Raw genomic sequence first — 25,600 nt, forward strand, 5'->3', positions numbered from 1 at the left:
GAACTCCTAATGTAGATGCGACCCTTATCCTTGGGTTCTGCACCATTGTGCAGGGTCGCTCGGGCGGCCCTGCTGACGAATAGCGAAGTACAGCGCCGGGGTGTCCTGGCCACCACTGTTACCCACAGTGGAGATGGATTCACCGGCTTTTACAACATCACCTGCCGACTTGAGTAAAGTCTGATTGTGGCCGTAAAGGCTCAAATAGCCATTACCGTGGTCAAGAATCACCAGCAAACCGGCGCCCCGCAGCCAATCGGCGAACACCACGCGCCCACCGTGAACGGCATGCACCTGGCTGCCGGCGGAGGCGCTGATCATCACCCCATCCCACTTGGCGCGGGTGTCATCGCCACGGGTTTCACCGAAGCGTGCCAGTAATCGACCATCAACTGGCCATGGAAGTTTGCCGCGAGCTGAAGCAAAAGGGCCACCGAACGACTCGCCGGCGCTGGAAACCAGCGGTCCGGGCGCTGCATGTGCCGGTTTACGCGGCGCGGGAGCGTCCGAGGTGGCAGCCAGTTCGGCCTCACGCTGACGCTTTTTTTCGGCTTCCTGCTGGGCGATCAACGCCTTTTGCCGCGCTTCTTCGGCCTCGCGTGCCTGGCGCGCCAGGGTTTCTTCGATGGTCTTGAGGACTTTGGCCAGGTCGGCCTGGTCTTGCTCGCGGGCTTGCAGCTTGGCGTCACGGGCCTTCACGTCGTCATTGAGCTTGGCCAGGGCCAGCTGGCGTTCCTTGCGGACCTTGTCGAGTTCGTCGCGCTGGGTGTCGAGGGCGCTTTTCTGGTCCTGCAACTGCGACTGCTGGTTGGCGATCTCCTGTTCGACATTGACCAATTGGCGCAGGGTCTCGTTGAAGCTTTTCAACTGCTCCAGGCGGGCTTTGCTCAGGTAATCGTAGTAGGTCAGGGTGCGCGCGAATTTTTCCGGGTTCTGCTGGTTGAGCAGCAGCTTGAGGTATTCCTGACGGCCGCTCTGATAGGCGGCGCGGGCCTGGATCGCGATCAGGCGTTGCTGTTCAACGCGTGCGCTCTGGAGTTTTTTTTTCTCAGCGTCGAGTCGCTCCAGTTCCGACTCGCTCTTCTTTAGTTCTTTTTGCAGCTCCTGGACCTGCTTCTCCAGCTTGCCCATCTCGGTTTCCGTGCCGCGCAGGTCTTTCTGTACCCCGGATTTTTCTTCCTGGAGCTTGCCGAGCAGCTTTTTCAGCTCGGTAATGTCCTGACGCGTAGCGTCCAACTGTTGTTGGGTTTGTGCGCGCTCATCGGCAAATGCCGGTTGGAGCAGGCAGACGAGAGCAAGGGTAATCAAGGCGCGAAGCATAGAGGCGGGCGACACCAGGGAAAGGGACGGCCTAGTATGCCCGCCAAGCGCCGCAAAAAAAACGCCCAATTCGGGCTGGAAGGCAAGATAGGTGCCGAGTGGCGCCGGTATGGCAAAACGACATCTTTGAAAACTCTGCAAAACCAATGTGGGAGCGGGCTTGCCCGCGATGGCGTTGGATCAGCCATATAAATGTCTGCTGATCTGCCGCTATCGCGGGCAAGCCCGCTCCCACACTGTTTTGGGGGGTATCCGAAACTTAGACCAGGATCGAAGTGCCGGTCATCTCTTTCGGTTTCTCCAGCCCCATCAGCTTCAGCATGGTCGGCGCCACGTCCGCCAGCACGCCGCCTTCGCGCACTTTCAGGTCGCGCTTGCCGACGTAGATGAACGGCACTGGCTCGGTGGTGTGGGCAGTGTGGGCTTGCCCTGTGGATTCATCGGACATCTGCTCGCAGTTGCCGTGGTCGGCAGTGATCAGCGCTTCGCCGCCGACTTTTTCCAGCGCGTCAACGATGCGGCCGACGCACAGGTCCAGGCATTCCACCGCTTTGGTGGCAGCTTCGAGGTTGCCGCTGTGGCCGACCATGTCACCGTTGGCGTAGTTGACCACGATCACGTCATAACGCTGGTTGTCGATGGCGTCGACGATTTTGTCGGTGACTTCAGGCGCGCTCATTTCCGGCTGCAAGTCGTAGGTGGCGACCTTTGGCGACGGGATCAGGATGCGCTCTTCGCCGGGGAACGGCTCTTCGCGCCCGCCGGAGAAGAAGAAGGTCACGTGGGCATACTTCTCGGTTTCGGCGATCCGCAGCTGGGTCTTGCCGTTTTTCGCCAGGTAGTCGCCCAGCACGTTTTCCAGGCTGCCCGGGGCGAAAGCCGACGGGGCCGGGATGTTGGCGGCGTATTGGGTGAGCATCACGAACTCGACTTTCGGCTGGCGCGCGCGTTCGAAGTCCTTGAAACCGGCGTCGACGAAGACGTGGCTCAGCTCGCGGGCACGGTCGGCGCGAAAGTTCATGAACACCACGGCGTCGCCGTCTTCGACTTTCACCGGCTCGCCGATGGTGGTGGCCTTGACGAATTCATCGCTCTCGCCACGCGCGTAGGCGGCTTCCAGGCCTTCCTGGGCGGTGGCGGCGTTGAATTCGGCCTGGCCGTCGACGATCAGGTTGTAGGCCTGTGCCACGCGGTCCCAGCGGTTGTCGCGGTCCATGGCGAAGTAACGGCCGACCAGGCTGGCAATGCGGCCCTTGCCCAGGGCGGCGAAGGTGGCGTCAAGCAGCTCGATGGAGGATTGCGCGCTTTTCGGCGGAGTGTCGCGGCCGTCCAGGAAGGCGTGCAGGTAGATTTTGTCGGCGCCGCGCTTGAAGGCCAGCTCGGCCATCGCGATCAGGTGGTCCTGGTGGCTGTGGACGCCGCCGTCCGAGAGCAGGCCCATGAAGTGCACGGCCTTGCCGGCCGCGACGGCTTTATCGACTGCTGCGCAGATGGTCGGGTTCTCGAAGAAGTCGCCATCGCGGATCGATTTGGTCACGCGGGTGAAGTCCTGATAGACCACTCGTCCGGCGCCGAGATTCATGTGGCCGACTTCCGAGTTGCCCATCTGGCCATCCGGCAGGCCCACGTCCATGCCGGAACCGGAGATCAGGCCGTTGGGAACGGTGGCGACCAGGCGGTCGAGCACGGGCTTCCTGGCCGCGTATACGGCGTTGTCGTGGTGGCTTTCACTGTGTCCAAAGCCATCGAGAATTATCAGGACCAAAGGTTTAGGCGTAGTAGTCATAGATCCTCTCGCGGCGTTAATAAAGGAAGACAATTGAAAAGGGAGTGGCAGTTTAAAGCGAAGTTCCGACCACGTCACCGCTTTACGGGGGTTGGCCCCCCTTGGCGGCTGTGTATACTTACCGCCATTTTAACGCCCTGGAACCTCCTTGATGGTTGATCACCTGATTGCATTTGCCACTGCCCACTACCTGCTCGCGGGTGCCTTCGTCATCCTGCTGGCGCTGCTGATCGCTCATGAATTGAGCCGCGGTGGCCGCAGCCTGAGCACGTCGGAGCTGACCGCGCTGGTCAACAAGGATGAGGCCGTTGTCGTGGATATCCGTGCGGCCAAGGAATTTGCCGCCGGTCATATCGTTGGCGCCCTGAACATTCCGCAGGACAAGCTGATCGCGCGCCTGGCCGAGCTGGAAAAATACAAGGCCAAGACCATCATCCTGGTCGACGCCCAAGGCCAGCACGCCGGCACCCACGCCCGCGAGATGCTCAAGAGCGGTTTTACCGCCGCCAAACTGTCCGGCGGTATCGGCAGCTGGAAGGCCGATAACCTGCCGCTGGTGAAGTGATATGAGCCAGGTTGTCGTGTATTCCAGCGATTGGTGCCCTTACTGCATGCGGGCCAAGGCCTTGCTGGAGAAAAAGGGTGTTGCCTTCGAAGAGATCAAGGTCGACGGCAAGCCCCAGGTGCGCGCCGAAATGGCCCAGAAGGCGGGGCGCACGTCCGTGCCGCAGATCTGGATCGGCGCCAAACATGTCGGTGGATGCGATGACCTGTTCGCCCTGGAGCGCGCGGGTAAACTCGATGCGCTGCTGCTCGTCTGACTCCCAACCCCTAAAAGACCCCAAGATCAAGGATCTGAGATGACTGACCAACAGAACACCGAAGCAGCAGAAGCTCAAGGCCCACAATTCTCGTTGCAGCGTATCTATGTGCGCGACCTGTCGTTCGAAGCGCCGAAAAGCCCGGCGATCTTCCGTCAGGAATGGACCCCAAGCGTTGCGCTGGACCTGAACACTCGCCAAAAGGCACTGGAAGGCGACTTCCACGAAGTCGTGCTGACCCTGTCGGTGACCGTCAAGAACGGCGAAGAAGTGGCCTTCATCGCTGAAGTGCAACAGGCTGGCATCTTCCTGATCCAGGGCCTGGACGAAGCGTCCATGAGCCACACCCTGGGCGCGTTCTGCCCGAACATCCTGTTCCCGTATGCCCGTGAGACCCTGGACAGCCTGGTCACCCGTGGCTCGTTCCCGGCACTGATGCTGGCGCCGGTGAACTTCGATGCCCTGTACGCCCAAGAGCTGCAGCGCATGCAACAGGAAGGCTCGCCAACGGTTCAGTAAGCTGTTCTGAGCAACGACGCCGATCCAATGTGGGAGCGGGCTTGTGTGAGAGCCGGTTTTCTGTGGGAGCTGGCTTGCCTGCGATAGCGTCACCACGGTGTTTTTGAGACACCGAGGTGCCTGCATCGCGGGCAAGCCCGGCTCCCACAGAAGCCCGGTTGCCACACAAGCCCCTCCCACATTTTGTTTTGGGTGTTACTTGAACCCCAGTTGCCGCCAGCCTTCGTAAACCGCAACGGCCACGGTGTTGGACAAGTTCAGGCTGCGGCAGCCCTCGCGCATCGGCAAACGCAGGCGATGGCCGTCGGGCAGGGCGTCGAGCACCTCGGCTGGCAGGCCCCGGCTTTCCGGGCCGAACAGGAAGGCGTCGCCTTCGGCAAAGCTGGCGTCATGGAACGGCCGCGAACCCTTGGTGGTGAACGCGAACAGGCGTGGATGGCCCAGGCTTTCCAGGCAGCTGGCGAGGTCGGCGTGGCGCTGCAGGGTGGCATACTCGTGGTAGTCCAGGCCGGCGCGGCGCAGGCGCTTGTCGTCCATGTCGAAGCCCAGCGGCTCGATCAAATGCAGGTGGCAGCCACTGTTGGCGCATAGCCTGATAACGTTGCCGGTATTCGGCGGAATTTCTGGTTGAAAAAGGATGACGTGAAACATGCACGGCTCCGAAGGCAAAGATGCGCTGCATTCTACCCCTGAAGAAGACCCCAGGCCGAAGCTATTCCCGAAGGTCATGGGCTCGTTGGCGATTGTTGGCCTGATGATCGGCCTGATGATCGGCCGCCTGACCACCCCTGACCCGGTCGAATTGCAGCAGGTCGAGACAGTGGCAGACGGCGTGGTGGTGTGGTTCAACAGCGAACCCAAGCTGCACGGCGAGTTGGTTGATGGCACCGTGGCGCTGCTGTTTGATGCGCAAGGCAAGGCGGCCGGTGGGCAACTCAAGGTCAACGATAAGGATGTGAACTGGCGCGTGCGCAAGACCGATGGCGGCTTGCTGCTGAACCTGGTGGCGGCTCGGCCATTGCGCGGGGAGTGGAAAGGGGAGAAGGCCGATGGCCGCTGGCGGCTGGAGATCCATCTCCAAGAGCAATAAAAGAGGGAATCCCCGGCCTGCCTGTACCAAGGTCCCCAAAACGGGCTGGGGCTATGGGCGCTGTGCCACATAAGCCCCGGGTGTAAAGAAGGGAGTTCCCGGCCTGCCTGTACCAGGGCTCCCAAAACGGGGTGAAGCCATTACGGCTTCGGTGTTAAAGAGGGAATCCCCGGCCTGCCTGTACCGAGGTTCCCCAAAGCGGTGTGGAGCGCGACGCGATTCGCATCAAGCACCCCGGGTGTAAAGAGGGGATTCTCGGCCTGCCTGTACCAAGGTCCCCGAAACTGGGTAGTACAAGGGTTATTGCAGGGCGCGTGCCAGAGTTTGCAATGTATGCCAAAAAAAATTGCCAAAAAGCGCAAAGCCCCGGAATACGGGGCTTTGGTGTTTTTGCGATTTGGTTTTTTCTTAATCAGGCGGCTGTTTTGCGCTTGGGATACGTGCCCGATGCCGGTTCATGGTGCATTGAAGCGGTGCACGGTCGTTAGTCTGGTACAAAACAAATGTGGGAGCTGGCTTGCCTGCGATGGCGCTGTGTCAGTCGATACATCCAGTGACTGACACAGCGCCATCGCGGGCAAGCCCGGCTCCCACATTAGATCTTCAGTGGATCAGGGATGAGTGATCAGGCCTCATCACCTTCGTCGTCATCCCCGCCATCGACCTTCATCCCCAACTCCTTGATCTTGCGCGTCAGGGTGTTGCGGCCCCAGCCCAGCAGCACGGCGGCATCGCGGCGGCGGCCGGCGGTGTGTTTCAGGGCGGTTTCGATCATGATCCGCTCGAAGGCCGGCACGGCACTGTCCAGCAGGTTCGACTGGCCGCGAGCCAAGGCCTGGTCGGCCCATTGGCGCAGCGCCTGTTCCCAGTTGGTCACCGGCGCCGAGTCCTGTGGCAGGCTCAACAGCTCCGGCGGCAGGTCGCTGATGTGCACTTCGCGCCCGGAAGCCATCACCGTGATCCAGCGGCAGGTGTTCTCCAGCTGGCGCACGTTGCCTGGCCACGGCAGGTTCTTCAGGTATTCCTCGGTCTCGCTCTTGAGCAGCTTCGGCTCGACGGCCAGCTCCTGGGCGGCGCGGCTGAGGAAATGGCGGGCGAGGGTCGGGATGTCTTCACGACGGTCCGACATCCGCGGAATATGGATGCGGATCACGTTGAGGCGGTGGAACAAGTCCTCACGGAATTTGCCCGCGTGCACCAGGGTTTCCAGGTTCTGGTGCGTCGCGGCGATGATGCGCACGTCGACCTTGACCGGCGTGTGCCCGCCGACGCGGTAGAACTCACCGTCTGCCAATACACGCAGCAGGCGGGTCTGGGTGTCGGCCGGCATGTCGCCGATTTCGTCGAGGAACAACGTGCCGCCGTCGGCCTGTTCAAAACGCCCGCGACGCAGGTTGGCTGCGCCGGTGAAGGCACCTTTTTCATGGCCGAACAGCTCGGACTCCATCAGGTCCTTGGGGATCGCCGCCATGTTCAAGGCAATGAACGGCGATGCGGCCCGTGGGCTGTGACGGTGCAGGGCATGGGCCACCAACTCTTTACCGGTACCCGACTCGCCGTTGATCAGCACGGTGATGTTGGAGTGGCTCAAACGCCCGATAGCGCGAAACACTTCCTGCATCGCCGGCGCTTCGCCGATGATTTCCGGGGTGCGGGTCAGGGCGGGTGGCGCTTCCTGGTTCTGCTGTTCCTGGGCGTGCTGGTTGGCGCGCTTGACCAGCGCCACCGCCTCGTCCACATCGAACGGCTTGGGCAGGTATTCAAAAGCACCGCCCTGATAGGACGCGACAGCGCTGTCCAGGTCCGAGTGCGCAGTCATGATGATCACTGGCAGGCGCGGGTGCTGCTCGCGGATCCGTGCCAGCAGGTCCAGGCCACTGGCGCCGGGCATGCGGATGTCGGAGATGATCACATCCGGCTGCTGGCGAGCCAGGCGACTCATCACCCCGTCGGCGCTGTCGAAGCTCTGGGTGGTCATGCCTTCCTGTTGCAAGGCTTTCTCGAGGACCCAGCGGATAGAACGGTCGTCATCGACGATCCAGACAGTTTCACTACGGCTCATGTCGATGGGGCTCCTTGTTCCAGAGGCAGAAAGATCGAGAACGTGGTGTGGCCAGGATGGCTTTCACATTCGATCAGACCCTGGTGCTGGCTGATGATGTTCTGGGTGATGGCCAGGCCCAGCCCGGTACCGTCCGGACGGCCGCTGACCATGGGAAAGAAAATGGTTTCCTGCAGTTCCGCAGGAATGCCCGGGCCGTTGTCGATGATCTCGACCTTGGTCACCAGGCGATGGCGCACGTGGCCAATGGTGAATTGGCGCAGGGCACGGGTGCGCAGGCTGATGCGGCCCAGGCGCAGTTCGTTCTGGCTGCTGATGGCCTGCATGGCGTTGCGCACGATATTGAGCACCGCCTGGATCATCTGCTCGCGGTCGATCAAGACGTCGGGAATGCTCGGGTCGTAGTCGCGCACCAAGGTGATGCAGCCCTGGCTTTCGGCTTCGACCAGTTGGCAGACACGTTCCAGCACCTCGTGCACGTTGGTCATCGCCAGCGACGGCAGCTTGTTGGAGCCGAGCATGCGGTCCACCAGGTTCCGCAGGCGGTCGGCTTCCTCGATGATGACGTTGGTGTAGTCCTTGAGGTTCTCGTCCGGCAGCTCACGGGCCAACAGCTGCGCCGCGCCGCGAATCCCGCCGAGGGGGTTCTTGATCTCGTGGGCCAGGCCGCGCACCAGCATTTTGCTGGTTTCCTGCTTGGACAACTGCGCTTCCTCCTTGGTAATGCGCAGCAGGCGATCGCGGGGGTGGACTTCGAGCAGCAGCAGGGTGGCGCCGTTGCTCAGGATCGGGGTAACGGCGTAGTCGACGGTCAGCGTCTGGCCGGTCAGGGCCGTGAGCATCGCCTCGCGCTTGGTAAACGGGTGTGCCTGCTCCACCGCCTGGCGCAACGAACTCAAGGCTTCGGCCGATTCGGTGAACAGCTCGCTGATGAACTGCCCATGGCTGCGCTGGCCGCTGATGGCCAGGAGCATCTCCGCCGCCGGGTTCATGTACTCAAGGCGCAGATCGTCATTGAGCAGAATGGTCGCGGTGGTCAGGTTGTCGAGTAGCAAACGGTGCAGTGCATCGCTGATGGTCATCAGGACCTCTTTTGGAGCATGGCGCGGGCTTGAGGCACACGCTGATACAAGGAAAATGCAAAAACCAAACCAAGGCTCCGAAAAGAAGCGTTAAAGCCCTGAAATAGGGGTTTTAGGCGCGAAACTGTGGCGTTCTGCCAGCTTGATCGGGAAGAATCGAACCAAAATGGGCTGGACAGGTGGGAAGGGTGCAGCCTATCGCACCAATATAGTGCGGTTTTGTGAAGGTTGTTCAGGAAGTGAGGGGATGACTTGAAAGGTTGCGCGCATGGAGGCGCTGGCTTGCCTGCGCTATCGCAGGCAAGCCAGCTCCCACAGTTTTGATGGGGTTGCAGCTTTTAGCCTTTGTTGATGCACAGCTCGGCTGTGGCGCGGATCATTGCCAGTTGGCGCAGCGGATCATTGAGTGGCTCATGCACGGCTGAGGCGAGCCATTGCGGGCACTGCGCGTCGGTGCGCTGCGGGGTGAAGTCAGCGAGTTGCTGCAGCAGGCGTTTTTGCAGTTCATCCAGTTTCGGGCGAATCTGCTTGACCAGGTCCGGTCGCGGATCGTCCGGCGCCTTGCCCTGGAACTGCCAGTCAGACAGATGGGTGTACTGCACCAGTTTGTTCGCTTCGATCTGCGCCGAGAAAAACTGCTCGGCGGCGGCGGGCGCCAGCTTGTAGGTTGGCGCCTGGGCGATGACGCTGGCGATCACTTCTTGCTCGCGCTTCTTGTCTTCCACTGGCTTTTTGCTGTCCCACTTGCTCAGCGCGACCTGATCGGCAATCTCCAGGCGTTCGGCGATGCTGTTGAGCAAAGGCTCCAGGGTCGGTGGGGCGGCGAGTGCATTGGCGCTGATAAATAATAGGACAGAGGCAAGTCGAAGCTTCAAAGGCGATCTCCTGTGGGAGCGGGCTTGCCCGCGATGGCAGTGTCAGTCAATACAACAGGTACTGGATGCGGCGCAATCACGCGCGAGCCCGAGGCTGCATTTTTCATGATGTGCAGGCAAAAAAAAGACCTCCCGAAGGAGGTCTTTTTCATCACGCCGCGTTACGCAGCGCTACCGGATCAGCAGCTGTAGTACAGCTCGTATTCCAGTGGGTGTACGAAGGTGCGTACTTTGATTTCTTCTGCGCTTTTCAGCTCGATGTAGGCATCGATGAAGTCGTCGCTGAATACGCCGCCTTTGGTCAGGAACGCACGGCCCTTGTCCAGCTCTTCCAGGGCTTCTTTCAGGCTGCCGCACACTTGTGGGATCTCTTTGGCCTCTTCAGGCGGCAGGTCGTACAAGTTTTTGTCGGCGGCGTCGCCAGGGTGGATCTTGTTCTGGATACCGTCCAGGCCGGCCATTACCAGGGCAGCGAAGGCCAGGTACGGGTTGGCTGCTGGATCCGGGAAGCGTGCTTCGATACGGCGAGCGCGAGGGCTGGACACGTAAGGAATACGGATCGAGGCAGAACGGTTGCGAGCCGAGTAGGCCAGCATCACCGGTGCTTCGAAACCTGGGACCAGACGCTTGTAGGAGTTGGTCGACGGGTTGGTGAAGCCGTTCAGGGCCTTACCGTGCTTGATGATGCCGCCGATGAAGTACAGGGCGGTGTCGGACAGGCCGGCATAGCCTTCGCCAGCGAAGGTGTTCTTGCCTTCTTTGGCGATGGACAGGTGAACGTGCATACCCGAACCGTTATCGCCGTACAGTGGCTTAGGCATGAAGGTAGCGGTACGGCCGTAGGCCACGGCAGTGTTGTGTACGCAGTACTTCAGGGTCTGAACTTCGTCAGCCTTGGCAACCAGGGTGTTGAACTTCACACCGATTTCGTTCTGGCCGGCAGTGGCCACTTCGTGGTGGTGCACTTCGATGACCAGGCCCATGTCTTCCATGGCGTTGCACATGGAGGTACGGATTTCGTGGTCGTGGTCGAACGGTGGAACCGGGAAGTAGCCGCCTTTGATACCTGGACGGTGGCCATGGTTGCCGCCTTCCACGTCCTGGTCGGACATCCACGAACCTTGCTCGGAGTAGATCTTGAACATCGAGCCGGAGATGTCGGACTTGAACTTGACTTGGTCGAAGATGAAGAATTCTGGCTCTGGGCCTACGAATACGGTGTCACCGATACCGGTGGACTTCAGGTATTCCTCGGCACGCTTGGCGATCGCACGTGGGTCGCGGTCGTAGCCCTGCATGGTCGAAGGCTCGATCACGTCGCACACCAGGATCAGGGTGGCTTCTTCGGTGAACGGGTCCAGTACGGCAGTGCTGTCGTCCGGCATCAGGATCATGTCGGAAGCTTCGATGCCTTTCCAGCCGGCGATGGAGGAGCCGTCGAACATTTTGCCTTCTTCGAAGAAAGCATCATCCAGCGCGTCGCGAGCCGGCATGGTCACGTGGTGCTGAGTGCCTTTTGTGTCCGTGAAGCGCAGATCAATCCATTTAACGTCATGATCTTTGATGAGTTGAACCGACTTCGACATGGTGTCCTCCGGGTGGCTTCGGGCTGGGGTAGTGGAGTTAGCCCTTAGAATGTGGGTGATGCCGGCGCGGATACTCCGCCATGGCAACCTGCCTCACAAGAGAGCAAATTGCATGCCAGTGCGCCAACATGGCCTTTTTGCTTCAAAATGGCCCCTATAAAGGTGCAATCCGCTGAAACGGAATAAATAACGCACTGCAATGTAGCGTTAATTTCTATAAATGACCCGTTTTGGTGCGTGAAGCGGCTGATGCATATTAACTGGTTAAACCTTGAGCGATTTCCGCTATAATCCGCGCCCCCCTTTTTCGGCAGGCCCTGCGCGCGCTGTTTCCATGAAATTAATCGTTAAAGTCTTCCCCGAGATCACCATCAAGAGCCGACCGGTACGGACGCGTTTCATCCGTCAGTTGGCCAAGAACATCCGTGCCGTGCTCCGCGATCTGGACCCGGCTGTGGTGGTGAACGGCGTGTGGGACAACCTCGAGCTGGAAACCCGCGTAACCGACGCCAAAGCCTTGAAGGATATGACTGAGCGCCTGAGCTGCATGCCGGGCATCGCGCATTTCCTGCAGGTCGACGAGTACCCGCTGGGCGACTTCGACGACATCACCGAAAAGTGCAAGCAGCACTACGGCAGCGCGCTGGAAGGCAAGATTTTTTCGGTGCGCTGCAAGCGTGCCGGCAAGCACCCGTTCAGCTCCATGGATGTCGAAAAATACGTCGGCAGCAAGCTGCGTCGCGAGTGCGGCGCCGCCGGAATTTCCCTCAAGGCGCCGCAAATTGAAGTGCGCATGGAAATTCGCGACCAACGGTTGTTTGTGATCCATAGCCAGCACGACAGCATCGGCGGCTACCCGCTGGGCGCCCTGGAACAGACCCTGGTGCTGATGTCCGGCGGTTTCGATTCCACGGTGGCGGCCTACCAGATCATGCGCCGCGGCCTGATGAGCCACTTCTGCTTCTTTAACCTGGGCGGGCGTGCACACGAATTGGGCGTGATGGAAGTCGCGCACTTTATCTGGAAGAAGTACGGCAGCTCCCAGCGCGTGCTATTTGTGAGCGTACCGTTCGAGGAAGTGCTGGGCGAAATTCTCGGCAAAGTCGATAACAGTCATATGGGCGTAGTATTGAAGCGTATGATGTTGCGCGCTGCGTCCCGAATCGCCGATCAACTGCAGATCGACGCGCTGGTGACCGGCGAAGCGATCTCCCAGGTGTCCAGCCAGACGCTGCCGAACCTGTCGATCATCGATTGTGTCACCGAGAAGCTGGTCTTGCGCCCGCTGATCGCCAGCCATAAGCAGGACATCATCGACCTGGCAGAGCAGATCGGCACCGCCGACTTTGCCAAGCACATGCCCGAGTACTGCGGGGTCATCTCGGTGAACCCCAAGACCCACGCCAAGCGTCACCGCGTGGAGCATGAAGAAAAAGAATTCGACATGGCGATTCTGGAGCGTGCGCTCGAGAACGCCAAGCTGGTCCCGATCGATCGTGTCATCGATGAACTGGGCCAGGATGTGCAGATCGAAGAAGTCAGCGAAGCCCTGGCCGGCCAGATCGTCGTCGACATCCGTCATCCGGATGCCGCAGAGGATGAGCCGCTGGAGATCGCCGGCATCGACGTACAAACGCTGCCGTTCTATGCATTGAACGCGCGTTTCAAGGAACTGGATAACAGCCGTCAGTACCTGCTGTATTGCGACAAAGGCGTGATGAGTCGCCTGCATGCTCACCATTTGCTCAGTGAGGGGTATGCCAATGTGCGCGTTTATCGACCGAGCTAAGAGCCCGGGGCTGTTTGCCTGTGGCCTGCGTCACCGGCCCCCCGACTCTGCCGTCAAGCTGTAACGGCAAGGCCTGACTCTACTGTTAATCGCTGCCACGACCTGTCAGCACACCGAATCCTCTGATCGAGATACACAAGTGATCGAAAATCTACGTAACATCGCCATCATTGCTCACGTTGACCATGGTAAAACCACCCTGGTAGACAAACTCCTGCGTCAATCCGGCACCCTGGAGCGCAACGAGCTCAACGACGAGCGCGTGATGGACTCCAACGACCAGGAAAAAGAGCGCGGTATTACCATCCTGGCAAAAAACACCGCTATCAACTGGAACGGCTACCACATCAACATCGTGGATACCCCGGGCCACGCCGACTTCGGCGGCGAAGTAGAACGCGTAATGTCGATGGTTGACTCCGTTCTGCTGCTGGTTGACGCTCAAGACGGCCCTATGCCGCAAACCCGTTTCGTGACCAAGAAGGCGTTCGAAGCCGGCCTGCGTCCGATCGTGTGCATCAACAAGGTTGACCGTCCAGGCGCGCGTCCGGACTGGGTTCTGGACCAGATCTTCGACCTGTTCGACAACCTGGGTGCTACCGAAGAACAGCTGGACTTCAAAGTCGTCTACGCCTCGGCCCTGAACGGTATTGCCGGTCTGGACCACACCGACATGGCTGAAGACATGACCCCGCTGTACCAGTCGATCGTCGACAACGTACCTGCGCCGGCTGTTGACCGTGACGGTCCGTTCCAGATGCAAATCTCCGCACTGGACTACAACAGCTTCCTGGGTGTTATCGGCGTTGGCCGTATCGCTCGTGGTCGCGTCAAGCCGAACACCCCGGTTGTCGCTATCGGCGCCGACGGCAAGAAGCGCAACGGTCGTATCCTGAAGCTGATGGGTCACCACGGTCTGCACCGCATCGACGTTGAAGAAGCGGCTGCTGGCGACATCGTGTGCATCAGCGGTATGGACTCGCTGTTCATCTCCGACACCCTGTGCCACCCGGACGCTGTCGAGGCGATGAAGCCTCTGACCGTCGACGAGCCAACCGTTTCCATGACCTTCCAGGTAAACGACTCGCCATTCTGCGGTAAAGAAGGCAAGTTCGTGACCTCCCGTAACATCAAGGAGCGTCTGGACAAAGAGCTGCTGTACAACGTTGCTCTGCGCGTTGAAGAAGGCGACTCGGCTGACAAGTTCAAGGTTTCCGGCCGTGGTGAGCTGCACCTCTCGGTACTGATCGAAACCATGCGTCGCGAAGGCTTCGAAATGGGCGTTGGTCGTCCTGAAGTGATCATCCGTCAGGTTGACGGCGTGAAGCAGGAACCGTTCGAAAACGTGACCATCGACACCCCTGAAGAATCCCAGGGCAAGGTCATGGAAGAGATGGGCCTGCGTAAGGGCGACCTGACCAACATGGTGCCGGATGGCAAGGGCCGTGTACGTCTGGAATACAACATCCCTGCTCGTGGTCTGATCGGTTTCCGTAACCAGTTCCTGACCCTGACCAACGGTGCTGGCATCCTGACCTCGATCTTCGATCGTTACGACACCATGAAGTCCGGCGACATGTCCGGCCGTCAGAACGGTGTTCTGGTATCGGTTGAAACCGGCAAGGCACTGACCTACTCCCTGGAAACCCTGCAGGCGCGTGGCAAGCTGTTCGTTGAACACGGTCAAGAGATCTACAACGGCCAGATCGTTGGTCTGAACAGTCGTGACAACGACATGGGCGTCAACCCAACCAAAGGCAAGAAGCTCGACAACATGCGTGCTTCGGGTAAAGACGAAACCATCGCCCTGGTTCCACCTGTTCGCTTCACCCTGGAACAGGCCCTGGAATTCATCCAGGACGACGAGCTGTGCGAAGTGACACCGAAGTCGATCCGCCTGCGTAAGAAGATCCTGGACGAAGGCGAGCGTACCCGCGCTGCCAAGAAAGCCAAGAACTGAGTTAACTCAGGCTGAATGAAAAACGCCCCCGGTCGAAAGGCCGGGGGCGTTTTTTTATGCCTGCTTATTGGGGGCGCCGGCGGCTTTTGTGGTGAGCGGGCTTGTTGTGGTGAGCGGGCTTGCCCCGCGTTGGGCTGCGAAGCGGCCCCTCCAGGAATCGGTGCGTTGTTTCAGGCAAACCGAGGTGTTTGGGTTTGGGGCTGCTGCGCAGCCCAACGCGGGGCAAGCCCGCTCGCCACAACAGGCTCGTTCATCACAACAAGCCCGTCCACCACAACAGGCTCGTTCATCACAGCGAGCTCGTTCATCAGAGCAGGCCCGCTTGCCAAAGGGGGGGTTGGATCAGAACTTGTCGAGGGTCTTGAACTTGGTTTCGCGCACCACTTCCTTCGGCTTGTACGCGCAATACCCTGGGCGCGGGCCGATCTTGGGGTGGTTGCGGCAGGTGTCCGGGCGCTTGTCATAAATAGTGCAGAAACGCGTCTTACGATCCAGGTACAGGCAATCGTTGTTGCTCATGCGCTGCAGGGTGAATATTTCCGACTTGGAATTGAAGCGCTCGACGATGCCTTCCTTCTGCAAGCGCTTGGCGATGTTCTTCGGCGGGTCGCCGCGCTCGAACTCATCGACGATGCCAATGCGGATCAGGTCCTTGATCTTCACCTCGACCGGCAGCGTGCAGCAGCTGGACACGCAGCCACCGCACATGTGGGCGGAATATTTCTGCCAGGTCTCGAGACGGTCGAGTTCCGCGGCGGCGATCAGTTGAGGCTTCATCAGGGTTCCAAGGTGGGGCGATATCCGGGCGCGCGATCATACCGGGATTGGTGATTTTTTGAACAATATTTTGCAGATTTCATCTCCAACGGTGCGCCAGGGAAAAGCAGGCACGGCCCCTGCATCTAATTTCCGCAAAGGTGAATGAGTTAAAAAACTGCCGAACCAGAGCGTCTACCGTCTGTCAGACCGTCTAGGCTCTAGCAACTCCTTCTATCTCGCCCGAGGTCGCATTTGATGTCTCAGGAACCACTTGCACGAGAAGCAGAGGTAGCCGCATTTCGCGATGCCGTCTTGACCAAACTCACCTACGCGGTGGGCAAGGACCCGGATCACGCCTTCGACCATGACTGGTTCGAAGCCATTGCCCTGGCCGCCCGCGACCAGATGGTCGACCACTGGATGGACCACACGCGGCGGATCTACCGCAAGGGCCAGAAGCGGGTGTATTACCTCTCGCTGGAATTCCTTATCGGCCGCTTGCTCTACGACAGCCTGAGCAACCTTGGCGTGCTGGAGATTGCGCGCGAAGCCCTGTCCGAGCTGGGCGTGGACCTGGAGCGCATCCGCCTGCTGGAGCCCGACGCGGCGCTCGGCAACGGCGGTCTGGGCCGTCTCGCGGCCTGCTTCATGGAAAGCATGTCGACCCTGGGCATTGCCGGCCATGGCTATGGCATCCGCTATGAACACGGCCTGTTCCGCCAGGCGATTGTCGATGGCTGGCAGCAGGAGCAAACCGAACGCTGGCTGGATTTCGGCAACCCGTGGGAGTTCGAACGTGCCGAAGTGATTTACCCGATCGGCTTTGGCGGCAGCGTCGAAACCCTGGCGGATGCCTCCGGCAAGATGATCCAGGTGTGGTCGCCCAACGAAACCGTGCGCGCCGTTGCCTACGACACCCCGGTGGTCGGCTGGCGCGGCGCCAGTGTGAATACCCTGCGGTTGTGGCGTGCGCGGGCGGTGGAAGACCTGCACCTGGAGCGCTTCAACGCCGGTGACCACCTGGGCGCGGTGGCCGAAGTGGCCCGCGCCGAAAGCATCTCGCGCGTGCTTTACCCGGCCGACAGCACCGAAGCGGGGCAGGAATTGCGCCTGCGCCAGGAATATTTCTTCGTCTCGGCCTCGCTGCAGGACCTGCTGCGCCGCCACAAGAACATGCACGGCTCGGTGCTGAGCCTGGGCGAGCACGCGGCGATCCAGCTCAACGACACCCACCCGTCCATCGCCGTCGCCGAGTTGATGCGCCAGTTGGTCGACCTGCACGACATTCCATGGGAAGCCGCCTGGGATGTCACCGTCGAAACCTTGTCGTACACCAACCACACGCTGCTGCCCGAAGCGCTGGAAACCTGGCCGGTCGGCCTGATGGAACGCATGCTGCCGCGGCACATGCAGATCATCTACCTGATCAACGCCCAGCACATCGACTCGCTGCGCGCCAAAGGCATCCACGATTTCGACGTGCTGCGCGCGGTATCGCTGATCGAAGAAGACAACGGCCGTCGCGTGCGCATGGGTAACCTCGCGTTCCTCGGCTCCCACAGTGTCAACGGCGTGTCCGGTTTGCACACCCAGTTGATGCGCAGCACGGTGTTCTCCGAATTGCACAAGCTCTACCCAGAGCGCATCAACAACAAAACCAACGGCATCACCTTCCGCCGCTGGCTGTACCAGGCCAACCCCAAGCTCACCTCGATGCTGGTGGAGGCGCTGGGCCCGGACATTCTCGACAAGCCCGAAGAGCGCCTGGTGGAGCTTGAGCCCTTTGCTGATAAGCAGACCTTTCGCAAGGCGTTTGCCGAGCAGCGGCTGCACAGCAAGCGGGCCTTGGCCGACATCATTCATGAGCGGTTGGGAATCGCGATCAACCCGGCGGCGATGTTCGACGTGCAGGTCAAGCGCATCCACGAGTACAAGCGCCAACTGCTGAACCTGTTGCACACCGTGGCGCTGTACCAGGCGATCCGTGCCGAACCTGGCACCGACTGGGTGCCGCGCGTGAAGATCTTCGCGGGCAAGGCGGCGGCCAGTTATCACCAGGCCAAGTTGATCATCAAGCTGACCAACGACATTGCGCGCACCGTGAACAATGATCCGACCGTGCGCGGTTTGCTCAAGGTGGTGTTCCTGCCCAACTACAACGTCAGCCTGGCGGAAAGCATCATCCCGGCGGCGGACTTGTCGGAGCAGATTTCCACCGCCGGCTTTGAAGCCTCGGGCACCAGTAACATGAAATTTGGCCTCAACGGCGCGCTGACCATCGGCACCATGGACGGCGCCAACGTGGAAATGCACGAGCGCGTGGGCGCCGAGCACATGTTTATCTTCGGCCTCAGCGCGCAGCAGGTGGAAGCCCGCAAGCACGCGGGTGAGTTCAACGCCGGGCCGGAGATTGCCGCATCGCATCGGCTCAACGATGTACTGCAGGCGATTCGCGGTGGGGTGTTCTCGCCGGATGACCCGGGCCGTTATGTCGGCCTGATCGACGGGCTGGTCGACTACGACCGCTTCCTGGTGTGTGCCGACTTCGATTCCTACTGGGACGCCCAGGCGCGAGTCGAAGCGCATTGGCACGACTCCAAGGCATGGTGGCGTTCGGCAGTGCTGAATACGGCGCGGATGGGTTGGTTCAGCTCGGACCGGACCATCAGGGAGTACGCGACCGAGATCTGGAAAGCCCTCGACTAACCATCGCTGACCTGAACATGTGTACGGGTTTATGTGGGCGCTGGCTTGCCTGCGATAGCATCACCTCGGTGTGACTGATACACCGACGTGTCTGCATCGCGGGCAAGCCCGGCGCCCGCATAAGCGTGCTTCCACATGGGGTCTGCGTCGATATACTAGGCGCCAGTTCGCCCGCCTCGGGCTGCTTAGGGATATCGACCATGCAATGGATTCTCATGCTGATTGGCCTGGTGCTCGGCTGGACGCTCGATGAGTCGTTCACCGATGCCGGTTTCGGTGCGCTGTTGGGGTTGGGCGTGGGTCAGGCGATTCGCCTGGCGAAGCTCTCGGCCCAGGCGGATCAGCAGGCACGTCAGTTGGAAACCACGCAGAAAGCGCTGATCGCGCTGGGTGAGCGCCTGCGGCAATTGGAAGTGCCCACGCCGGCCAGCCCTGTGAGTGTCGAACCGCTTATCCCTGAGCCGACCCCTGTCACCCAGGCTCCAGAGCTTGTGTGGGAGTTGCCGGCAGAAGCAGAAATAGCCCCCGTCGCTGCGGCTGTCGAAGCCAGCCAACCGCTGCCGGATGGCGTGTGGACCCCCGCGCCCACGCCGCGGCCCCAGGAACCTGCAATCCCTCGTGGACCCAACCTGATCGAACGCGCGATCAGCGGCGCACGCAATTGGCTGTTTGGCGGCAATACCGTGCTGCGTGTCGGCGTGGTGCTGTTGTTTCTCGGCCTGGCGTTCCTGCTGCGCTACGCCACCGAAGGCATGGTCGTGCCGATCGAACTGCGTTACGCCGGCGTTGCCGCTGCCGCATTGGGCCTGCTGGGCCTGGGTTGGTGGCTGCGGCTGCGCAACAGCAACTACGGACTGATGCTGCAGGGTACCGGGATTGCGGTGCTGTACCTGACGGTGTTTGCCGCGATGCGCCTGCACCCCTTGATCGACCCGAGCGCGGCGCTGGGGCTGTTGGTGGCGGTCACGGTGTTCTCGGCGATCCTGGCGATTACCCAGGATGCGCTGGGGCTGGCCTGTGCGGCGGCGCTGGGCGGCTTTGCGGCGCCGATCCTCACCTCAACCGGTGCCGGCAACCATGTGGCGCTGTTCAGTTATTTCGCCCTGCTCAACGCCGGCATCCTTGCCATCGCGTGGTTCAAGGCCTGGCGCCTGCTCAACCTGATCGGTTTTGTCGGCACCTTTGGCATCGGCTTCGCCTGGGGCATGCGCTCCTACACGCCCGAATTGCTGTGGAGCACCGAGCCGTTCCTGATCCTGTTTTTCCTGATGTACCTGGCCATCGGCCTGTTGTTCGCCCGGCGCACATTGCTGGAAATGCGTGACGCGCCCGACGATGACAGCCGGGCCGCACTGCTGCGTTGGTCGCTGGCCAAGGGGCACTATGTCGACGGCAGTATGCTGTTTGGCCCGCCGCTGGTGGGGTTCGGGCTGCAGTTCGCACTGGTACAGCACCTGGAGTTTGCCGCTGCGTTCAGCGCGTTGGGCCTGGGGATCATCTACATGGGCCTGGCTCGCCTGTTGGGTGGCGGGCGCGCGTTGCTGCTGGCGGAAACCTGCCTGGCGCTGGGGGTGATCTTTGCCAGCCTGGCCATTCCGTTGGGTCTCGATGCGCGCTGGACTGCCGCCGCCTGGGCGGTCGAGGGCGCCGGGATCTTCTGGCTTGGCTTGCGTCAGGAGCGGCCATTGGCGCGTGCCTTCGGCTTGTTGCTGCAAGTGGGTTCGGCGTTGGCATTCCTCAGTGAGCTGCGCATCGGCGAGCACACCTTGCTCGACGGCGCCCCGCTGGGTGCGCTGCTGCTCGGCGCGGCGTTGCTGTTCAGCTTCGACCAGTTGCGCAAGGCCTCGGCGCAGCAGGCCTCAGCGTGGGAGCGCAAAGGGCTGCCCGTGCTGGCGAGCCTGGGCCTGGGCTTTTTGTACCTGCTTGCACCGTTCTTTTGGCTGACCCAAGGCACCGCGATCAGTTGGGCAATCGCCGGTCTGGTGACGCTGTTCGTCGGCCTGCGCATCGGCTCGCGCACCTTTCTGTTCACGGCATTCGCGGTGCAGTTGCTCGGCGGTGCTGTGTTCCTGCTGCGCTTGCAAGGCGGTGACGGCGCGGCGGTCTTCAATGCGGGCTGGAGCGGTTTGCTGACCGCCTCGCTGATCGGCCTGGCCTTGATCGGCGGCATGTTGCTGGCGGCCCGCGACGACAGCGTGCGCGGTGACGTGCGCTTGCTGCGCGGGCTTTCGGTGGTGCTGCTGGCCGGCTTGGTGCTGATCAACCTCGCGGTGCTGTTCGTGTTGCCGTGGGAAAGCGCCAGCGCGGTGTGGGCGGCCAGTGGCGTGTTGATCATCTGGCTGAGCCTGCACTTGCAGCAGCGCGTCAGTTTCGTCTTTGGCCTGCTGTTGCAGGTGATCGGAGGCAGCGCGTTCCTGCTGGCGGTGCCGCAACTGCTGGGGCCGTTGACCAGCGAGGGTTTGCGGCCGCTGGCCCACAGCGGGTTCTGGACACCGATGGTGCTGGGCCTGGCTGCCCTGGTCGGCGCCTGGCGTTTGCAACGTGAGCCGCATGCGCCGGTGTTTGCTGTGCTGAAGCTGCAGCGTCTGTCCGACCTGCTGTTGGTGTGGGGCGCGGCCTGGTGGACGCTGGCGTTGGTCGGTGAAGTGCTGCGGTTTCTTCCTGACGAGCTGCAGGGCCCGGCCTTGCTCGGCATCGCGGCGCTGAGCGTGGCGATCTGGGCGCTGCTGGCGACGCGGCTGCACTGGGCGTCGCTCGGTGTGCTATGCGCGTTGCTGATGCCGGCGGCGGGCGTGGTGCTGCTGGTCTCGGCGCACAACTACTATCACCCGGCGGCGCACTACGGCTGGCTGGCTTGGCTGGCGGTGTTCGCGGTGCACTTCATCGCGTTGCGGCGTCTGGCGGCGAGTGTGCCGGCCAGAGTGCTGAGCGTGGCCCATGTGCTCGGCTGCTGGATGCTGATCGGCGTACTGGCGCTGGAGCTGCGGTACGGCCTGTTGCGGCTCTCGAGTGAATACAACGCCTGGCGCTGGCTGGGCTGGGCGATGCTGCCCAGCCTGTATCTGGTGCTGGCCGCCGCGCCGCGCACCTGGCCATGGCCAGTGGCGGCGTACCCGCGTGAGTACCGCGTGCTGGCCGCCTTGCCGCTGGCAGTGCTGATGCTCGGCTGGTTCTGGCTGGCGAACAGCTTCAGTGACGGCACGGCGAACCCTTTGCCCTATGTGCCGCTGCTCAACCCGTTGGACCTGGGCCTGCTGTTTGCGCTGCTGGGTGTGTACCTGTGGTCGCGCAGCGTGGCGCCGCAACGTGGGCCACGTGCCGAGTTGATCGCCCAGGGTGTCGCGGGCGTTTCGCTGTTTGCCTTCTTCACTGCATTGGTGATGCGCACGGCCCACCATTGGGGCGGCGTGCCGTTCCATCTGGATGCGTTGCTGGCGTCGATGCTGGTTCAGGCCGGCCTGTCGATCGTCTGGACCCTCATCGCCCTCGGCTTGATGATCGGTGGCCACCTGCGCCATCGTCGTGAAGTGTGGTTGATCGGGGCGGTGTTGATTGCGGTAGTGGTCGCCAAATTGTTCTTTGTCGAACTGAGCAACCGCGGCGGCCTGGCGCGGATCGTGTCGTTCATCGGCGTGGGCGGGCTGTTGCTGGTGGTGGGCTACTTTGCGCCGCTGCCGCCCAAGCGTGCCGAACCTGTATTGGAAACTGAAGGAGCAGCCTCTTGATCGGTAAGTTGAGCGTAATTGCGGTGGGCTTGTGTACGACGTTGGCCGTGTGGGCGCAGGAAACCCCGGCCGATTTCACCACCCAGGTACCGCTGGCGGTGAGTGGCAACGGCCCTTGGTATCGCCTGGAGTTGCCCCTCGCCGTGCAGTTGGCCGCGCGCCAGGCTGACCTGAGCGATGTGCGCGTGTTCAACGCCGCCGGCGAGCCGCAAGCCTATGCGCTGTCGCGCCAGGCCTCCGAACGCACCGAAAGCCGCAACATCACTGACGTGAAGTGGTTCCCGCTGTACGCCTCCGATACCCGTGACGCTTCGCCTGGCGTGACGATGAAAGCCACTACGGCGGGCACGCTGGTGGAAATCAAACCCTCGAGCGGCGCGAAGCCCGGCAAGCAGGTATTGCGCGGCTGGGTGCTGGATGCCAGCGCGATCAAGGCGCCATTGCAGCAGTTGAGCCTCGACTGGAGCCGCGAGCACGAGGGCTTCCAGCGTTTCAGCATCGAAGCCAGCGATGACTTGCAGCACTGGGAATCCTGGGGCGATGGGCAGGTGGCACGCTTGTCGTTTGCCGATGAGCGAGTCGAGCAGCATGACGTCAGCTTGCCAGGGCAGTCGGCACGCTACCTGCGCCTGATGTGGCAAGGCCAGGCGGCGCCGCGCCTGACCTCGGCCAAGCTGGTGAGTGCATCGAGCAGCAGTCTGCCGCTGCCGTTGGTGTGGTCGCAGCAGTTGGCGGGGTCGCGGCTCAAGGCGGGGGAGTACAGTTGGCAGTTGCCGGTGGGACTGAATGTCGAGCGCTTGCGGGTTGAATTGAAGCAGCCCAACACCTTGGCGCCGGTGACCTTGGCAGGGCGGCGGGACAGCCAGCAGGCCTGGCAACCGTTGAGCAATGGCTTGCTGTACCGCCTGACCCAGAACGGCCAGGACGTGGTGCAGGATGAGCTGCGTTTGCCTGGCCAGGTGGTCAACCAGCTGAAATTGCAGGTGGATGAGCGCGGCGGTGGCCTGGGCGTTGAAGCACCGGCCCTGCGTTTTGCCGTGCGCGCCACGCAGTTGGTGTTCCTGGCGCGGGGTGAGCCGCCGTTCACGCTGGCGTTGGGCAATGCCGCGGTGAAGGCGGCGAACCTGCCGCTGTCGACGCTGATTCCCGATTACAGCGCCGCGCGCGTCAAGGCGCTGGGCCAGGCCACGTTGTCGACGGAGGTGGTGGTCAAATCGCCGGTCGTGGTGGCGCCGACCGAGGCCGGCACCGACTGGAAGAAGCTCGGCCTGTGGGCCGTACTCCTGCTGGGTGTGGCGGCGCTGGGAGGCATGGCCTACAGTTTGCTGCGCAAGCCGCCGGTGGCACGTTAAATAAAGTCCATGAACTCTATTGGGTTTAAATCCTCTGATAGGAGGAAATACGCCCCGACTCGCGTTAAACTGCGCGGGTTTTTAGCCCCCCCATTCTCCGGAGCCTTCCATGTCCCGCGTTACCTTGAGTCGCTATTTGATTGAGCAGACCCGCAGCAACAACACGCCTGCCGATCTGCGCTTCCTTATCGAAGTGGTGGCGCGTGCTTGCAAGGAAATCAGCCACGCCGTCTCCAAAGGCGCACTGGGTGGTGTCCTGGGCAGCATGGGCACTGAAAACGTGCAGGGCGAAGTACAGAAGAAGCTCGACGTACTCTCCAACGAGATCCTGCTCGAAGCCAACGAATGGGGCGGTCACCTGGCCGGCATGGCGTCCGAAGAAATGGACAATGCCTACCAGATTCCGGGCAAATACCCGAAAGGCGCCTACCTGTTGGTATTCGACCCGCTGGACGGTTCGTCGAACATCGACATCAACGCGCCGGTCGGCACCATCTTCTCGGTACTGCGTTGCCCGAACGAATACCTGAGCCAGAACGAAGCCTTGAACGAAAAGGCCTTCCTGCAGCCAGGCACCGAGCAGGTCGCTGCCGGCTACGCGATCTACGGCCCGCAGACCATGCTGGTGCTGACCCTGGGCGACGGCGTCAAGGGCTTCACCCTGGACCGTGAAATGGGCAGCTTCGTACTGACCCACGAAGACATCTCGATCCCTGCCTCGACCCAGGAATTCGCGATCAACATGTCCAACCAGCGTCACTGGGAAGCCCCGGTACAGCGCTACGTCAACGAGCTGATGGAAGGCGAGGAAGGCCCGTTGAAGAAGAACTTCAACATGCGCTGGGTGGCTGCGATGGTCGCTGACGTACACCGCATCCTGACCCGTGGTGGCCTGTTCATGTACCCACGCGACAGCCGCGAGCCATCCAAGCCAGGCAAGCTGCGCCTGATGTACGAAGCCAACCCTATGTCGTTCCTGGTAGAGCAGGCGGGCGGTGCGTCCACCGACGGCCACCAGCGCATCCTCGACATCCAGCCTGAAGGCCTGCACCAGCGTGTGGCGGTGTTCCTGGGTTCCAAGGAAGAAGTTGAGCGTGTGACGGCCTATCACAAGGCATAACCCACGGCGATAAATTATCGGCCGTGTTGTGAGCCGGTTCACCGTTAAAGAAGCCCCGAAACGTTTCAGCGTTTTCGGGGCTTTTTTGTTTTCGTTCGTCGGGAACCAGACACCTCTTTTCCCTTCTAAGCTTCTGGCAGATACCCAAGCTGCTTCGTCCCTCCAGGAGTTTTTCCATGTCGTTACGCCGTCTCGCTTTGCTGGCTTTTTGCGTGCTGTTGGCCGCTTGCAGCAAGGTCAACCAGGAAAATTACGCAAAGTTGTCGGCTGGCATGGCCAAGGCCGAGGTGGAGTCGCTGCTGGGTAAGCCGACCGATTGTTCTGGCGCACTGGGCATGTCCAGCTGCACGTGGGGCGATAAAAACAGCTTTATCAGCGTTCAATATGCCGGTGACAAAGTTCTGATGTTTTCCGGGCAAGGCCTGAAGTAAACCGGGGCGAGAGCCTGCGGGAGAAGAAGAATGATGCGTTTTGTTTTGTGCCTTTGTGCCAGCCTGTTTTTGGCGGGCTGCGCCAGTCATTCTGGCGATGATCTGCAACCCAAGACCGCGAGCAACGTCAATCTCAAGCGTTACCAGGGCACCTGGTATGAGTTGGCCCGATTGCCGATGTACTTCCAGCGCAACTGCGCGCAGTCCGAAGCCCGCTACACACTGCTGCCCGATGGCGATATGTCGGTGTTCAACCGCTGCCTGACCAGCGAGTGGAAGTGGGAAGAAGCCAAAGGCACGGCCACGCCGCAAGTGCCGGGCAAGACCGACAAGCTCTGGGTTGAATTCAATAACTGGTTTACCGCGCTGCTGCCCGGCGTCGCCAAGGGCGACTACTGGGTGCTGTACGTCAGCGATGACTACAAGACCGCCATCGTAGGCAGCCCGAGCCGGCGCTACATGTGGATCCTGTCGCGCACGCCGACGGTGAATGCCGACACTCGCGAAGACCTGCTCAGCAGGGCGCGGCAACAGGGGTATGACACCACACGGTTGATCTGGCGTACGTCGGACAAGCAGATGGCCAAGACCTCGCAGTAACTGAGGGAACCCTCAAT

The 25,600-nt window shown here is 61.2% G+C and carries 20 protein-coding genes; 12 read left to right on the plus strand and 8 right to left on the minus strand.

Annotated elements, in window-relative coordinates; genetic code table 11:
* Positions 1-24: 24 nt before the first annotated feature.
* A complete protein-coding gene (locus tag AC07SI_RS06795; RefSeq protein WP_065899809.1) occupies positions 25-1,320 on the minus strand; it encodes a murein hydrolase activator EnvC family protein in 1,296 nt (431 codons plus the stop codon).
* 259 nt (positions 1,321-1,579) lie between these two features.
* A complete protein-coding gene (gpmI, locus tag AC07SI_RS06800) occupies positions 1,580-3,106 on the minus strand; it encodes a 2,3-bisphosphoglycerate-independent phosphoglycerate mutase (protein ID WP_106805400.1) in 1,527 nt (508 codons plus the stop codon).
* A gap of 151 nt (positions 3,107-3,257) precedes the next feature.
* On the opposite strand from gpmI, the gene AC07SI_RS06805 reads away from it, so the two are divergent.
* The 3 genes from AC07SI_RS06805 to secB are packed head-to-tail and all read left to right on the plus strand — an operon-like array spanning position 3,258 to position 4,446.
* Entirely contained in the window at positions 3,258-3,671 is a 414-nt protein-coding gene (locus AC07SI_RS06805) for a rhodanese-like domain-containing protein (RefSeq protein WP_065899812.1), read from the plus strand.
* Between the two features lies 1 nt (position 3,672).
* Entirely contained in the window at positions 3,673-3,927 is a 255-nt protein-coding gene (gene grxC / locus AC07SI_RS06810) for a glutaredoxin 3 (protein ID WP_065899814.1), read from the plus strand.
* A gap of 39 nt (positions 3,928-3,966) precedes the next feature.
* A complete protein-coding gene (gene secB / locus AC07SI_RS06815) occupies positions 3,967-4,446 on the plus strand; it encodes a protein-export chaperone SecB (protein ID WP_065899817.1) in 480 nt (159 codons plus the stop codon).
* Between the two features lie 195 nt (positions 4,447-4,641).
* Here the strand turns inward: secB and AC07SI_RS06820 are convergent, their stop codons facing one another.
* A complete protein-coding gene (locus AC07SI_RS06820; RefSeq protein ID WP_010563141.1) occupies positions 4,642-5,097 on the minus strand; it encodes a tRNA (cytidine(34)-2'-O)-methyltransferase in 456 nt (151 codons plus the stop codon).
* Between AC07SI_RS06820 and AC07SI_RS06825 the strand changes: the two genes are divergently transcribed.
* The gene (locus AC07SI_RS06825) at positions 5,096-5,536 is read left to right on the plus strand and encodes a hypothetical protein (RefSeq protein ID WP_213550275.1); all 441 of its coding nucleotides are present in this window, start codon (positions 5,096-5,098) and stop codon (positions 5,534-5,536) included. The genes AC07SI_RS06820 and AC07SI_RS06825 overlap by 2 nt on opposite strands.
* Before the next feature lie 625 nt (positions 5,537-6,161).
* Here the strand turns inward: AC07SI_RS06825 and ntrC are convergent.
* The 4 genes from ntrC to glnA all read right to left on the minus strand — a co-directional run bounded on the left by ntrC (position 6,162) and on the right by glnA (position 11,141).
* Complete coding sequence (gene ntrC / locus AC07SI_RS06830) at positions 6,162-7,598, minus strand: nitrogen regulation protein NR(I) (protein ID WP_008435682.1); 1,437 nt, start codon at positions 7,596-7,598, stop codon at positions 6,162-6,164.
* A complete protein-coding gene (gene glnL, locus AC07SI_RS06835; RefSeq protein WP_016979130.1) occupies positions 7,595-8,680 on the minus strand; it encodes a nitrogen regulation protein NR(II) in 1,086 nt (361 codons plus the stop codon). The genes ntrC and glnL overlap by 4 nt, the downstream gene beginning before the upstream one ends.
* Before the next feature lie 338 nt (positions 8,681-9,018).
* Positions 9,019-9,555, minus strand: coding sequence for a chorismate mutase (locus tag AC07SI_RS06840; RefSeq protein WP_065899821.1), 537 nt, complete (start codon positions 9,553-9,555; stop codon positions 9,019-9,021).
* Between the two features lie 179 nt (positions 9,556-9,734).
* A complete protein-coding gene (gene glnA / locus AC07SI_RS06845) occupies positions 9,735-11,141 on the minus strand; it encodes a type I glutamate--ammonia ligase (RefSeq protein ID WP_065899824.1) in 1,407 nt (468 codons plus the stop codon).
* 334 nt (positions 11,142-11,475) lie between these two features.
* Here glnA and thiI point away from each other — a divergent pair, with 334 nt between their 5' ends.
* Both thiI and typA read left to right on the plus strand, forming a co-directional pair.
* Complete coding sequence (gene thiI / locus AC07SI_RS06850; protein ID WP_106805397.1) at positions 11,476-12,930, plus strand: tRNA uracil 4-sulfurtransferase ThiI; 1,455 nt, start codon at positions 11,476-11,478, stop codon at positions 12,928-12,930.
* 139 nt (positions 12,931-13,069) lie between these two features.
* Positions 13,070-14,890, plus strand: a complete 1,821-nt coding sequence (gene typA, locus AC07SI_RS06855) for a translational GTPase TypA (RefSeq protein WP_058423717.1) — start codon at positions 13,070-13,072, stop codon at positions 14,888-14,890.
* A gap of 342 nt (positions 14,891-15,232) precedes the next feature.
* Here typA and AC07SI_RS06860 read toward each other — a convergent pair whose 3' ends face one another.
* A complete protein-coding gene (locus AC07SI_RS06860) occupies positions 15,233-15,667 on the minus strand; it encodes a YkgJ family cysteine cluster protein (RefSeq protein WP_017529542.1) in 435 nt (144 codons plus the stop codon).
* 237 nt (positions 15,668-15,904) lie between these two features.
* On the opposite strand from AC07SI_RS06860, the gene AC07SI_RS06865 reads away from it, so the two are divergent.
* From AC07SI_RS06865 to AC07SI_RS06890, 6 genes are all read left to right on the plus strand, one after another.
* Entirely contained in the window at positions 15,905-18,355 is a 2,451-nt protein-coding gene (locus tag AC07SI_RS06865; RefSeq protein ID WP_106805396.1) for a glycogen/starch/alpha-glucan phosphorylase, read from the plus strand.
* Positions 18,356-18,555: 200 nt separating this feature from the next.
* Entirely contained in the window at positions 18,556-22,080 is a 3,525-nt protein-coding gene (locus tag AC07SI_RS06870; RefSeq protein WP_495005427.1) for a DUF2339 domain-containing protein, read from the plus strand.
* Positions 22,080-23,432: a DUF3999 domain-containing protein gene (locus AC07SI_RS06875; RefSeq protein ID WP_495005498.1), complete on the plus strand. Its 1,353-nt coding sequence runs from the start codon at positions 22,080-22,082 to the stop codon at positions 23,430-23,432. Before AC07SI_RS06870 ends, AC07SI_RS06875 begins: the two co-directional genes overlap by 1 nt.
* A 109-nt stretch (positions 23,433-23,541) precedes the next feature.
* Complete coding sequence (locus tag AC07SI_RS06880) at positions 23,542-24,552, plus strand: class 1 fructose-bisphosphatase (RefSeq protein ID WP_065899834.1); 1,011 nt, start codon at positions 23,542-23,544, stop codon at positions 24,550-24,552.
* Positions 24,553-24,728: 176 nt separating this feature from the next.
* Positions 24,729-24,983, plus strand: coding sequence for a hypothetical protein (locus AC07SI_RS06885; protein ID WP_017849914.1), 255 nt, complete (start codon positions 24,729-24,731; stop codon positions 24,981-24,983).
* A gap of 30 nt (positions 24,984-25,013) precedes the next feature.
* On the plus strand, positions 25,014-25,583 hold the full coding sequence (locus AC07SI_RS06890; RefSeq protein WP_106805393.1) for a lipocalin family protein: 570 nt from the start codon (positions 25,014-25,016) through the stop codon (positions 25,581-25,583).
* Positions 25,584-25,600: the final 17 nt, after the last annotated feature.

It is taken from the genome of Pseudomonas sp. GW821-FHT05D12 (genome assembly GCF_059419825.1).